The organism is Campylobacter sp. (genome assembly GCF_052169515.1).
In the GTDB taxonomy this organism is placed as follows: Bacteria; Campylobacterota; Campylobacteria; order Campylobacterales; family Campylobacteraceae; genus Campylobacter_A.
The window spans coordinates 42,323-55,779 of the sequence record NZ_JBQNCH010000002.1; the positions used below are offsets into that span (position 1 = coordinate 42,323).

The 13,457-nt window shown below is 38.5% G+C and carries 12 protein-coding genes; 8 read left to right on the plus strand and 4 right to left on the minus strand.

The genetic code is table 11. From position 1 onward, the window contains the following. The 5 genes from ACTTKV_RS00840 to pckA all read left to right on the plus strand — a co-directional run bounded on the left by ACTTKV_RS00840 (window position 1) and on the right by pckA (window position 6,844). On the plus strand, window positions 1–1,353 hold the full coding sequence (locus ACTTKV_RS00840; RefSeq protein WP_442548791.1) for a sodium-dependent transporter: 1,353 nt from the start codon (window positions 1–3) through the stop codon (window positions 1,351–1,353). Further along, the gene (locus tag ACTTKV_RS00845; RefSeq protein ID WP_442548792.1) at window positions 1,346–1,855 is read left to right on the plus strand and encodes a TRAP transporter small permease subunit; all 510 of its coding nucleotides are present in this window, start codon (window positions 1,346–1,348) and stop codon (window positions 1,853–1,855) included. The genes ACTTKV_RS00840 and ACTTKV_RS00845 overlap by 8 nt, the downstream gene beginning before the upstream one ends. Continuing rightward, a complete protein-coding gene (locus ACTTKV_RS00850; protein WP_442548793.1) occupies window positions 1,855–3,243 on the plus strand; it encodes a TRAP transporter large permease in 1,389 nt (462 codons plus the stop codon). The genes ACTTKV_RS00845 and ACTTKV_RS00850 overlap by 1 nt, the downstream gene beginning before the upstream one ends. A 125-nt stretch (window positions 3,244–3,368) precedes the next feature. Further along, a complete protein-coding gene (locus ACTTKV_RS00855; RefSeq protein ID WP_442548794.1) occupies window positions 3,369–5,162 on the plus strand; it encodes a biotin/lipoyl-containing protein in 1,794 nt (597 codons plus the stop codon). Between the two features lie 107 nt (window positions 5,163–5,269). Further along, a complete protein-coding gene (gene pckA / locus ACTTKV_RS00860; protein ID WP_442548850.1) occupies window positions 5,270–6,844 on the plus strand; it encodes a phosphoenolpyruvate carboxykinase (ATP) in 1,575 nt (524 codons plus the stop codon). Window positions 6,845–6,934: 90 nt separating this feature from the next. Here pckA and ACTTKV_RS00865 read toward each other — a convergent pair whose 3' ends face one another. The 4 genes from ACTTKV_RS00865 to ACTTKV_RS00880 all read right to left on the minus strand — a co-directional run bounded on the left by ACTTKV_RS00865 (window position 6,935) and on the right by ACTTKV_RS00880 (window position 10,370). Then, window positions 6,935–7,627, minus strand: a complete 693-nt coding sequence (locus ACTTKV_RS00865; RefSeq protein ID WP_442548795.1) for an aspartate/glutamate racemase family protein — start codon at window positions 7,625–7,627, stop codon at window positions 6,935–6,937. A gap of 160 nt (window positions 7,628–7,787) precedes the next feature. Next, window positions 7,788–9,143: a cation:dicarboxylate symporter family transporter gene (locus ACTTKV_RS00870; protein ID WP_442548796.1), complete on the minus strand. Its 1,356-nt coding sequence runs from the start codon at window positions 9,141–9,143 to the stop codon at window positions 7,788–7,790. 12 nt (window positions 9,144–9,155) lie between these two features. Continuing rightward, the gene (locus ACTTKV_RS00875) at window positions 9,156–9,650 is read right to left on the minus strand and encodes a peptidylprolyl isomerase (protein WP_442548797.1); all 495 of its coding nucleotides are present in this window, start codon (window positions 9,648–9,650) and stop codon (window positions 9,156–9,158) included. A 12-nt stretch (window positions 9,651–9,662) separates the two neighbouring features. Beyond that, on the minus strand, window positions 9,663–10,370 hold the full coding sequence (locus ACTTKV_RS00880) for a YebC/PmpR family DNA-binding transcriptional regulator (RefSeq protein ID WP_442548798.1): 708 nt from the start codon (window positions 10,368–10,370) through the stop codon (window positions 9,663–9,665). Window positions 10,371–10,522: 152 nt separating this feature from the next. On the opposite strand from ACTTKV_RS00880, the gene ACTTKV_RS00885 reads away from it, so the two are divergent. From ACTTKV_RS00885 to ACTTKV_RS00895, 3 genes are read left to right on the plus strand one after another with little or no spacing between them, the layout of a single operon-like run. Then, window positions 10,523–11,077 carry a GNAT family N-acetyltransferase gene (locus ACTTKV_RS00885; protein WP_442548799.1) on the plus strand — a complete coding sequence of 185 codons (555 nt, stop codon included), beginning with the start codon at window positions 10,523–10,525 and terminating at the stop codon, window positions 11,075–11,077. Next, a complete protein-coding gene (locus tag ACTTKV_RS00890) occupies window positions 11,074–11,277 on the plus strand; it encodes a heavy-metal-associated domain-containing protein (protein ID WP_442548800.1) in 204 nt (67 codons plus the stop codon). The genes ACTTKV_RS00885 and ACTTKV_RS00890 overlap by 4 nt, the downstream gene beginning before the upstream one ends. Window position 11,278: 1 nt before the next feature. Then, entirely contained in the window at window positions 11,279–13,456 is a 2,178-nt protein-coding gene (locus ACTTKV_RS00895; RefSeq protein WP_442548801.1) for a heavy metal translocating P-type ATPase, read from the plus strand. Window position 13,457 lies beyond the last annotated feature (1 nt).

Below are 13,457 nucleotides of genomic sequence, written 5' to 3' on the forward strand. Positions count from 1 at the left end.
ATGGCAAAAGAACAATTTTCTAAAATAGGTTATGTTTTAGCAGTCGCAGGATCGGCTGTTGGACTTGGTAATGCGTGGAAATTTCCATACATGGTCGGCGAAAATGGCGGTTCAGCGTTTATTATCTTATATCTTTTGATAACTTTTCTAGTAGGTGTACCTATCTTTATGGCGGAGCTTAGTATTGGCAAGCTTAGCGAGAGTGACAGCGTAAATGCATTTAGAAAACTCGCTCCTAAAAATAAAAATTTATGGCAGATAGTAGGAATTTTAGCTATGGTGACAGCAGCCATAATCTCATCTTACTATATAGTTATCATCGGCTGGGTCTTTAAGTACTTTACACTCTCATTTAGCGGTCTTCCAGCTGATATAGAGAGCTCAAAAGTGATATTTAACGAGTTGCTTACGCATGGCCTTGGCGAGCAGACACTTTACTTTGTTATAGCATTTGCAGCCTGCTTTTTTATCCTATCAAAAGGTGTAAAAAGTGGCATAGAAAAACTAAATGTTTGGATGATGCCAAGCCTATTTATCATGGTTTTGATCATGCTTTTTTACTCTATGACGATGAACGGCTTTGTAAAATCGGCTGAATTTTTGCTGATCCCTGATTTTAGTAAAATTTCATTTAATTCACTATTGCTAGCTCTTGGTCTTGCGTTTTGGACACTCTCACTTGGTATGGCAGCGATCATTACCTATTCAGCTAGCCTAAGCGATGATACAAACTTGGCTACTTCAACGCTAAGTATCGTCTTTATAAACATCGTTCTAGCCATCATGATGGGTCTTGTCATCTTTACATTTATATTTGAATTTGGTGCAGCACCGGCTCAAGGACCTGGTCTAGTCTTTATCTCACTGCCGACGCTATTTGCAAAGCTTGGAGCGATCGGTCAAATTTTAGCCGCGGCATTTTTTGCTGCACTTATCTTTGCTGGTATTACTTCAGCTATCTCTATCGTTGAGCCATTTGTCTTTTTCTTGATCAGAGAGTATGGCATGAGTAGAAGAAAAGCACTTTGTATAGTTTGTGCAGGGATATTTATATTAGGATTTTTATGCCTTTTATCAAATATAGAAAACGTCGGCGATAAACTTACACTTTTTGGCAAGAATTTCTTTGACTTCCTTGACTTTACCGCTTCAAATATCTTACTTCCAATTAGCGGTATCGGTGGCGCGATCTTTGTTGGGTACTTTATGAAAAGAGATGCGCTTTATGTGCTATTTAGTCCTTATATGAGCGATTTTGTGTTTAACGCGTGGTATTTTTTACTAAGATATGTAGCGCCAGTTTGTGTACTTATCATCATGGTAAATGAGTTATTGAAGGTTTTTAATGCATAAGGTTGAGAAATTTTTTGATAAAGCCGGCAACATAGTCGGCTATATTTGTATGTTTGTCATGGCTTTGATGATAATAGACGTCTTTTTTAACGTCGTAGCAAGATACTTTTTTTCTTACGGTAATGTCGCTTTTCAGGAGCTTGAGTGGCATTTTTTTGCCGTGATATTTTTGCTCGGCATGAGCTATGCGTTAAAAGAGGATTCGCATGTCAGAGTCGATATATTTTATGCTAAATTTTCACCAAAGAACAAAGCACTTGTAAACATGATAGGAACTTTTGTATTTATTATTCCATTTGCACTTTTGGTCTCAAATTTATCATTTGAATTTGTGAGCGATGCTTATACGTCAGCTGAAGCAAGCGCAGATCCAGGCGGTCTTACTCATAGATGGATCATAAAAGCACTTATTCCTTTTTCATTTTATCTACTTATATTTTTTGCAATTGGTTTTTTTATAAGAAATTTAAATCTTTACAAAAAAGCCAAAAAGGGGCAATAATGGCTGGCTTGATAATGTTTATAGCTGCACTTTTGATGCTTGGCATTGGCTTTCCTGTCGCATTTACCTTTGGCGCTGTGGCGATGATATTTGGCATGGTTGGCAGTTTGATCGAGGGCTTTAGCGATGGCAACGGACTAATTGGCAGTATTGAAGTCTTTAGAGATATGTTTAACTTCATGCCTTATAGAATTTTTTCTATCATGGAGAGTAGAATTTTTATAGCCGTTCCACTTTTTGTATTTATGGGTGTCGTGCTTCAAAAGTCAAAACTGGCCGAGAGATTACTTGAGAGCATGGGTATGCTTTTTGGAGAAATTCGTGGAGGAATTGCCATAAGTACTATTTTAGTTGGTGCGCTTCTTGCTGCCTCAACTGGTGTCGTAGGTGCTAGTGTCGTGGCTATGGGCGTAATAAGCCTACCTGTCATGCTAAAGTATAAATATGATCAGGCGCTAGGTTGTGGTACTATATGTGCGGCTGGCACACTTGGGCAGATCATTCCGCCATCTATTGTGCTTATCATTTTAGGTGACATCTTCTCTGTACCAGTTGGTGAACTTTTTCATCAGGCCATCACACCAGGACTTACACTGGTTGCAGTTTATATCATTTACATTTTGATAGTTGCCTATCTTAAACCAGAGACAGCACCTGTTGTAAAAGATGAAAGTGGTGTTAGTAAATTTAATCAAATTATAAAAGCACTAACCGCTATCTTCCCACCACTTTTGCTAGTTATTTGTGTATTGGGTTCGATTTTTGCAGGGGTTGCCACTCCTACTGAAAGCTCAGCTTTTGGTTGTGTTGGTGCTATTATATTAGCTATCTTTTATAAAACATTTTCTTTTTCTATGATAAAAGAGGCATTGGCAGAAAGCGTTAAAACCACAGCAATCGTCTTTGCTATACTTGTTGGCGCAACCGCTTTTTCTATGGTATTTAGCTATACAGGTGGCGACGAGATAGTTGAAAATTTCATGACAAATTTACCAGGCGAAAAGTGGGGCTTTATAATCTTTAGCATGGTTATTATCTTTGTGCTTGGATTTTTTATCGATTTTGTTGAAATTTCATATATTGTGCTTCCTATTTTAGTACCAATAGCTGCAAAACTTGGCATAAACCCTATCTATCTAGCGATCTTGGTTGCTATGAATTTACAAACTTCATTCTTAACACCACCATTTGGATTTAGCCTATTTTTCTTAAGATCAGTCGCACCATCAGAGATAAAGACCGCTTCTATCTACAAGGGTGTCGTGCCATACATTATCATTCAGATGATAGTGCTGGTTTTCTTTTGTATTTTTTTGATGGAGCTAAAACCAGCAATTGACGCAAGTCATGGCGGATTATTTAATTTCTTGCTTTCACTTTTTAAATGATATAAAAGTTTTTGGTTGTAAAATACCAGTAAATAAGCAAAAAATGGCTAATTTGAGTTTTGGCTCAAAGTTAGCCATTTTTTATGAGTTCTTTTAGCGAATTTATAAATTTAACGAGGTGAACGATGGCAAAGAAATTTATCGATGTTATGGATACGACCTTTAGAGATGGTTTTCAGTCAGTTTACGGTGCTAGAGTGCTGATGAATGACTTTTTACCTGCACTTGAAGCAGCAAAGGAAGCTGGTATTGAGCATTTTGAATTTGGTGGTGGGGCTAGGTTTCAAAGTCTTTATTTTTATCTAAATGAAGACGCTTTTGCTATGATGGATAAATTTAGAAGTATCGTAGGCCCCAAAGCAAATCTTCAAACTCTAAGCCGAGGCGTAAACACCGTTACTCTTGACACAGGTAGCCGCGAGCTAATAGACCTTCACGCAAAACTTTTTAAAAAACATGGAACCACTACTATCAGAAATTTTGATGCATTAAATGATGTTGAAAATTTAAAATATTCAGGCGAGAGAATCGCTCATCATGGCTTAAAGCATGAAGTCGTTGTTACGATGATGGACCTGCCAAATGGCTGTGTGGGGGCGCATGATGTTAAATTTTACGAGAAAATTTTACGAGAAATTTTAGATGCAGATATCCCGTATCATAGCGTTTGTTTTAAAGACGCAAGTGGTACAAGTAGCCCACAAAAGGTCTATGAGACTATAAAAATGGCTAGAAAGCTGCTACCAGAAAAGACTCATATCAGACTTCATACTCATGAAACCGCAGGCGTAAGTGTGGCTTGTTACTTTGCGGCACTTGAGGCCGGAGCTGACGGAATTGACCTTGCTGCAAGTCCGGTAAGTGGAGGTACCAGCCAGCCAGATATCTTGACTATGCTTCATGCAGTTAAGGGTAAAAACTATGATCTTGGCGGACTTGATGTGGAGAAAATTTTAAAATACGAAAGCGTTTTAAATGACTGTTTGAAAGAGTATTTTTTGCCACCTGAAGCCGTGCAAGTAAGCCCGCTCATACCATTTTCACCAATGCCAGGTGGTGCACTCACTGCAAATACGCAAATGATGAGAGATAACAACATTTTAGATAAATTTCCAGAAGTGATCCTTGCAATGCGTGAAGTGGTGCAAAAGGGTGGATACGGAACTTCTGTGACTCCGGTTAGTCAGTTTTATTTTCAGCAAGCCTTTAACAATGTGATGTTTGGCAAGTGGAAAAAGATCGCTGATGGATACGGCAAGATGGTGCTTGGTTACTTTGGTAAGACTCCAGTTACCCCTGATAAGGAGATCATAAGGCTTGCTAGCGAGCAACTAGGACTAAAACCAACTAAAAAACACGCCGTTGATATAGCTGATAAAGATGAAACAAAATCACTTGCTCACGTAAAAGAAATTCTAAAACAAAATAAGATCAAAGTTACTGATGAAAACGTCTTTATTGCAGCAGCTTGTAAAGAAAAAGGCATAGCCTTTTTAAAAGGTGAAGCAAAAGTAAATGTTAGAAAGATCGATCCAAACGCCAAGACAAATGAGTGCAAGCAAACTCAAAGCGGCAGATATAGCGTCGTTGTAAATGGTAGCAGATATAATGTCGAAGTAAGCGAAGGTTTTAACGATAGTGTACAGATAAAATCGATCACTGAAGTTGAAAATAAAAATGTAAAAAATGAAGCTCTTGGTGCTGGTAAAAATGATATTGTGGCAAATTTGCCAGGTGCGGTGCATAAAATTTTAGCAAAAGCAGGTGATAGTGTTAAAAAAGGGCAAGCTGTGGTCGTACTTGAAGCGATGAAAATGGAGATAGAGGTTAAAGCCCCAAGAGATGGTGTTATAGCATCTATTGAAGTGACTAAAGGTCAAAGTGTAGCCAATAATCAAGTGGTGGCTAAATTTAGATAAATTTGAGCTTTTAAAAAGAGAGTGTTAAGCGAAATTTGATTAACATTTTGATGACTTTTAGGTCAAAATTTATAAATAAAATAAAAATTTAAAAAGGAAATAGCATGATAAATAAACTAGACGAGCTAGGTCTAAAAGAGATCAAAAAGATAAATCACAATCTAAGCTACGACGAGCTTTTTGAACTTGAAAAAGCAAATAACGAGGGTAGAGTCTCAAGCAATGGCACATTTATGGTTGATACCGGGATTTTTACTGGAAGAAGCCCAAAAGACAAGTACTTTGTAAAGCAAGATCCAAGCCAAAAATACATCGCTTGGGGCAAGATCAACCAGCCTATCACAAAAGAGCTATTTGATAAGCTTCTTAAAAAAGCAAAAGAGCAACTAAGCGGTAAAGAAATTTTTATCCAAGATGCATTTTGTGGAGCTAGTAAAAAGAGTAAAAAATCAGTTCGTTTTGTCACAGAAGTAGCGTGGCAAGCGCACTTTGTAAAAAATATGTTTATCCGCCCAAGCGACGTAGAATTGGCTGAGTTTGAGCCTGATTTTGTAGTGTATAACGCTTGTAAAACAAAAAATGATGACTACAAGGCTGACGGGCTAAATTCAGACGTTTTTGTTATCTTCAATGTTGAGGAAAATGTTGCAGTAATCGGTGGCACATGGTACGGTGGCGAGATGAAAAAGGGTATTTTTTCTATGATGAACTACTGGCTGCCACTTGAAGGCAAGCTAAGCATGCACTGCTCTGCAAACGTAGGTGAGAAGGGTGATACGGCACTATTTTTTGGTCTATCTGGCACCGGCAAAACTACACTTTCAACTGATCCAAAACGTAAGCTAATAGGTGATGATGAGCATGGTTGGGACGATGATGGCGTCTTTAACTTTGAGGGTGGCTGCTATGCAAAATGTATAAACCTTGATCCAAGCAGCGAGCCAGAAATTTATGCAGCTATTAGACGTGATGCACTGCTTGAAAACGTTGTGGCCGATGAAAATGGTGTAGTTGATTATAAAGACGGCTCAAAGACTGAAAATACACGTGTTAGCTATCCGATCTACCATATCGACAACTACGAGCCAAGCTCAAGTGCTGGCCATCCAAAAAATATCATCTTTTTAAGTGCTGATGCTTTTGGCGTGCTTCCTCCGGTTGCGAAGCTTACAAAAGAGCAGGCGATGTATTATTTCCTAAGTGGCTACACAGCAAAAGTTGCTGGTACAGAGCGCGGTATTACTGAACCAGTCGCTACTTTTAGTGCTTGCTTTGGCGAGCCATTTATGCCACTTCACCCAACCGTCTATGCAAAACTGCTTGGCGAGAAGATCGATAAACACGGTGTTAATGTCTATCTTGTAAATACAGGCTGGAGCGGCGGTGCTTACGGCGTTGGCAAGCGTATGAGCATAAAAGCGACACGTGCTTGCATAAATGCGATCCTTGATGGCAGCATCACAAAATGCGAATTTGAAAATTTTGACAAATTTAACTTCGCCATTCCAAAAGAGCTTGACGGCGTCGAGACAAAACTGCTAAATCCAATAAATACATGGACACATCCGGCTGAGTATAACGCTTCACGTGATAAGCTCGCTAAAATGTTTGTTGAAAATTTCAAACGCTATGAAGATGTAAAAGAGGGCGTTGAGTACGCAAAAGCTGGTCCAAACGCTTAACTTTAGCAGCCTTGTGGAAATTTCTACAAGACTACTCTAATAAATTTCTTTAAAATAAATTTAGCCAAGAATTTTTGGCTAAATTTAATATCAAAATACTTTCTTGTCTAAGCCAAATTCTACGCCAGCTTTTGCTAGCTCAAATGTTGCATCTATAAATTTATATTCGCTACTTATAAATGGTAAAAAGATCGGTATCTCTGTGCAAGCTGCAATATATACATCAGCTTTTATGTTTGATAGCACATCGTAAAATACAGGCACATACTCTTCTAGCTTACCAGCTTTTACTCCCTTGTAGATGCAGTCCATTATGTTATCTTGTATCTCTTTGCTAAATTCTACGCTATTTAGTCCGCGCTCTTTTAAAATTTGATCATAAACACCAGCCTTTTTTGTGCCGCTAGTTGCGATTACGGCGATATCTTTAGCGTGCGGATATCTCTTTTGTAAGGCATCTACGGTAACTTTTGCTATGTGTAAAATTTTCACTCCAGCTTCTTTTTCTATGCCTGGTGCAAAGTAGTGGGCTGTGTTGCAAGCCATAAGCATTGCTTCACAGCCAGCATTTTTTAAAAGTTTGGCACTTTGAACTAGTTTTGGCAATGGGTCTTTGCCCTCGCCCATGATAAATTTTGTTCTATCTTCGATTTGAGCATATGAGTCGATCACGATGTGTAGGTGTTCTTGATCGCAAGTTGCGGGTGTTAGATCGATGATCTTTTTGTATAAATCGGCCGTAGCAAGTGGTCCCATGCCGCCTATGATACCTAGTGTCTTCATAACTCCTCCAAATTAAAATTTTTAATAATTATAATACTAGTTTCTATATTTAAAATAAAATTTAAAAATTTTAGCTTAGTAGGCCTAAAATAGGGCTTTTTTACTTTAAGGTTTGGTACAAATTTATTAAAGAGAGTGAGGGGCATGAATGCCCCTGTGATTATGAGTGGAAGTGGAATTCGTCTGGATGATCTAGTGCGTATCTAAATTTCTCCATATCGACTTTTTTATCCCATATTGATACAATCATGCAGCCAACCGCGTTACCACAAAGGTTACCTACGGCACGCATCTCTGACATAAATTTATCAACGCCAAGTAGCACGGCCACGGTTACGACCGGTATGCCAGTACTTGGAAGTGCGCTAAGTGTTCCAGCAAGTACAACAAAGCCTGATCCTGTAACACCCACAGCACCTTTACTCGTGATCATTAGCACGATTAGTATGCTTATGAAGTGCTCAAAGCTTAGAGGGATGTTGAAGGCTTGCGCTAGGAAGATAACGCTTAAGCTAAGGTAGATGTTGGTGCAGTCGAGGTTAAATGAATATCCAGTTGGGATGATAAGACCCACTGCGCCTCTATTTATACCAGCCGCTTCTAGCTTTTGCATAAGTGGCGCAAGAGCTGTTTCGCTAGAGCTTGTTGCAAAAACAACTAGGACCTCTTTGGAAATAAAACGCATAAATTTAAAGACATTAACCTTTGCAAAGTAACAGATGATACCAAGCACGACAAAGATAAAGAAGCAGCTCGCAACCGCCATAACAATCAGAAGCTCCATCATACCAAGAAGGGTTCCAATACCAAATTTGCCGATCAGGTAAGCCATTGCTGAAAATGCAGCTACTGGGCTAAATAACATAAGCCAAGTAAGAAGCTTTAAGACATAGTGTTGAACAAATTCAAGCGGTTTTAGGCAAGCTTGCTTTTTGTCATGAGGTAGTAGCGAAAGAATAACTGCAACAACTATTGCGATAAAAAGTACCTGAAGTGTGTTTGATTTTATAAATGGATCAAGCAGGTGCACGTAAGGGAATATGCCATCTACCGGTACAGCTCCTATTAAAAGATGAGCCGTATGTGCCAAAAAGCCACTGTTTGCGTCCATGTTTGCAGCTTGAGATGTAAATTTAGCTACGCTTGAAGCATCAAGTTGTGTGTAGTCTAGGTTCATGCCGTGTCCTGGACGAAGCACCTCGCCAAAAATGATACCAACAGCAAGTGCTAAGGTGCTTACTATCTCAAAATATATAAAAGCTTTTAGTCCGATAGAACCTAGGTCTTTTAAACTCTCAAGTCCAACGATACCAGAAACTATCGTTAAAAAGATGATAGGGCCGATTAAAATTTTAAGTGCTTTTATAAAATAGTCGATTCCTGGTTTGCTAGCTATACCAAGTTCAGGTGCGACCATGCCGACGATGACACCGCCAACTATACCGATCACAACCCAAATGGCGAGATTAGTAAATAGTCTCATAAAAAGATTTTTTTGCTCTTTTGTATTACTCATCAAATTCCCCTTTTATAGGCTCTCTTTAACCACTGCAGAGGCGATCTTATCTCCTTGCCTGATAGCATCAAGCACCTTTAAGCTCTCATCGTCAGCGCATTTTCCAAAGACTGTATGCACACCGTCTAGATGAGGTTGCTTGCTGTGGCAGATGAAAAACTGCGATCCGCCAGTATCACGACCTGCGTGAGCCATACTTAGGCTTCCGCGTTCGTGTTTTACCCCTTGTTTAACACACTCGCATTTTATCCTCCAGCCAGGACCGCCTGTGCCTGTGCCATTTGGGCAGCCGCCTTGGATAACAAAATTTGGTATAACTCTGTGAAAATTTAGGCCATTATAAAAGCCTGACTTTATCAAATGGACAAAATTTGCAACAGCCTGCGGCGCTTCCTCGGCAAAAAGTTCAAGTCTTATCTCGCCTTTGTCTGTCTCTAAAACTGCAAATTTATCTTTTTTAAGCTCGTCTAAATTTATACCATAAACTTTTAACTCATCAAAACGCATGTATCTCCTTTTTTACTCTATATTTGTATAAACTGCTTGAACGTCGTCATCGTCTTCTAACTTATCAAGAAGTTTCTCGACCTCAAGCATCTGCTCTTCGTCTAAATTTACAGCTTGGTTTGGCAAGTACTGAAGTGAAGCTTTTTTAACTACCAAATTTAACTTTTCTATACCCTCGTGTAGTGTGCCAAAATTTGCATAGTCGCCATAAATATATAGCGTCTCATCGTCAGCCTCGATATCGCTTAGGCCGTAGTCTATCAGCTCAAGCTCGATCTCTTCGATGTCTGCGCTTGGTTTTTCAAGCTCAAAAACACTCTTTCTTGTAAACATAAAGCTAAGGCTGCCACTTGGTAAAATTTCTCCGCCATTTTTACTAAAGATTGATTTTACGTTTGCAACTGTTCTAGTTGGATTATCAGTCGCACACTCGACGATGATCTGCACACCGTGAGCTGCTTTGCCGTCGTAAAAAATAGTTTTAATATCGGCACTATCTTTGCCATTTGCTCTTTTTATAGCAGCGTCGATGTTGTCTTTTGGCATATTTTCAGCTTTTGCTGCTGCGATTGCTGCACGAAGTTTAGGGTTCATATCTGGATCACATCCACCATCTTTTGCAGCTACTGTTATAGCTTTTGCAAGTTTTGGAAATACCTTACTCATCTTATCCCATCTAGCTTCCTTTGCAGCCCTTCGGTACTCAAATGCTCGTCCCATAAATATCCTTAAATAAATTTTTTACGGATTATAACTAAAAAAATTTTATACTTTTTTAAAACATTTTTAGTTTGCCTATTGGTGGTTATTAATTTATAAATTGCAAGATGATATTTGGTAAAAATTTAAGCTAGAGTTTTATAATGACGCACATGATACAAAATGCCCAAAAACAAGATGCAAAAAGCTGCATAAAACTACTAAATCTAGCAATGGAGGATATCGCTTTTAAACTAAGCGGATATGATGAGCCTAAAAAAAGTGATGAAATTTTAGAAAATTTCTTTAAAAGCGAAACAAATAGACTAAGCTATAAAAATGTCTATATCTGCAAGCGTGATGATGAGATTATCGCTGCCATGTGTGTCTATTTTGGTGGTGATGTGGCGATACTTGATAGAGAAATTTCTCAGCATTTAAAGGCGCTTGGCAAAGATTGTGAGGTAGAAAAAGAGTGTTTTGATGATGAGTTTTATATAGATAGCATCGCTGTTGATGAGAAATTTAGAGGGCAGGGACTAGCAAAAGAGCTTATAAGGCATTCATTTGTCGTAGCAAAAGAGCTGGGGCATAAAAAGGTTTCATTAATAGTAGACACAAATAAGCCAAAAGTTCGTAAATTTTACGAGAGTTTGGGCTTTAAATTTAATGTCAAAAAAATTGTAAATTTACATGAATATGACCATATGATAAAGGAGATAGTATGAAAACATTTGAGGTAAAAAATATACACTGCCAAAACTGCGCAAACACTATAAAAAACGCACTTGAAGATGACTTTGGAGAGATAAGTGTCGACCTTAGCAAAGAGCCAAAACAAGTAAGCGTAAACATAGATGATAGTGAGGTTGAAAAATTTAAAGCCGAAATAGCTAATTTAGGATTTGAAGTCATCAAAGAGCTTTGATATGTCTTTGAAAGTCAAACTAAATATAGCTGGAATGAGCTGTGTAAACTGCTCAAATGCTATCGAAAAGGTTTCAAAAAAGATAGATGGAGTGCTTGAGGCAAATGTAAATTTTGCAAATGCGAGCGGAGAATTTCTCCTAAAAGATGCAAGCGTGCGTGAAATTTTAGAGCAAAAGATAAAGAGACTTGGCTACTTTGTGGCAACTGATATCGATGAGTTTGAAGCCAAAAGAGATCAGCATATAACTACGATCAGAAATAAATTTATATTTGCATTTATCTCAAGTATCCTGATAATGGCGCTTGAGATGTTTGTAGCTCCTAGTACGCTAGTAAATTTAGGTATGTTGGTTCTGGCTTTTTTGGTCTTGGCTTTTAGTGGTAAGGACTTTTTTGCCCACGCCATAGAGGCTGTGAAAAATAAAAATTACGATATGAATGTACTCGTCGCTCTTGGAAGTGGCAGTGCCTTTTTGTATTCGCTTTTTGTGGTGCTTTTTGTAAATTTTCTCCCAAGCGACCTAAATCATATATATGTATCAGGCGTAGCGATGATAATAGCTTTTGTACTACTTGGCAAATACCTTGAGGAGCGCTCAAAGGCAAAAGCAGGGGATTATCTAAAGACTCTACTTAAAATTTCTCCAAAAACCGCATTTTTAGTCATGTCAGACGGACAGAGTAAAGAAGTAGGCGTAAGTGAGCTAAAAGTAGGAGATGTTGTCATCGTTAAAAATGGCTACAACGTCCCATGCGATGGCATGATAGTGCAAGGTGGAGCCGAGATCGATACTTCGATGCTTACAGGTGAGAGTTTGCCTATATATAAGGAGGTTGGCGACAACGTCTACGCCGGCACTTTAAACACAAATGGCTACATAAGCGTCAAAGTTACTAAAAATTCTTACGAGAGCCTGCTTTCACAAATTTTGAGTCTTTTAAATGATGCTAGTTCGAAAAAGATGCCTATAGGAAGACTGGCCGATAAGATAGCAAATATCTTTGTGCCAAGTGTTGTAGTGGTATCAGTGCTGACGTTTTTAGGTTGGATCATTTTTAGTGGAAATTTTGCCTATGCCATCTCTTGTGCGATCTGTGTGCTCATCATCTCATGCCCATGCGCTCTTGGGCTTGCCACCCCAATAGCAATAGTAAGCTCGCTCGCACGCGGGGCAAAAGCTGGAATTTTGGTAAAAAATCCAGAGGTTTTGGAGCTAATAAAAGATGCTAAATTTGTAGCATTTGATAAAACTGGCACACTTAGCAAAGGGCAAATCAGTGTAAAAAGTTCAAGCCTAAGTGAAAAAGATTTGGAGCTTGTGGCGTCAGCTGAAAATTTAAGCGAGCATCTCATCTCAAAGGCTATCGTTAGATATGCAAAGCAAAAATGCATAAATTTACAAAAGCTAAATGGTAAATTTCAAAATATCGTTGGGCAAGGTATAGTTTATGAAGATGAGAATAATCAGATAATAATAGGCAACGAAAAGCTGCTTTTATCAAAGGAGATTATATTAAATTTAGACGACAGTAAGTCTGTAAAAGAGGCTACCAATGATGGAAGTGGTGTCATACTTTGCGCTATAAATAAAAATTTTGTTGGCTTTTTAACACTTGCCGATGAGCTAAAAGATGAAGCGGTGAATGTCGTAAATGAGCTTACGAGGCTAAATTTACAAAGCGTGATACTTTCAGGCGATGATGAAAAGGTGGTTGCAAATATCGCTAATAAGCTAAATTTAAGCAAATACTACGCAAATATGCTACCAGAGGATAAATTTAACAAGATAAAAGAGCTTTCCAATCATGGCGGTGTCATCTTTGTAGGAGATGGTATAAATGATTCTCCTTCGCTTAAAGAAGCGAGCATTGGTATAGCTATGAACTCAGGCTCAGATATCGCAAAGGGTGCCGGAGATATCGTGCTTGTTAAAAATGATTTGCAAGGCGTGACTGGGCTTGTCAGACTAGCAAATGCTACTATGGCAAATATAAAAGAAAACTTATTTTGGGCGTTTATGTATAACGCTATTTGCATTCCGGTTGCAGCTGGTGTGTTTTATCCAGTCTTTGGACTACTTTTAAACCCAGTTTATGGCTCAATGGCGATGTGCTTTAGTTCGGTCACGGTGGTTTTAAACGCACTTAGACTTAGATATTTACGACTTAAGGATTAAA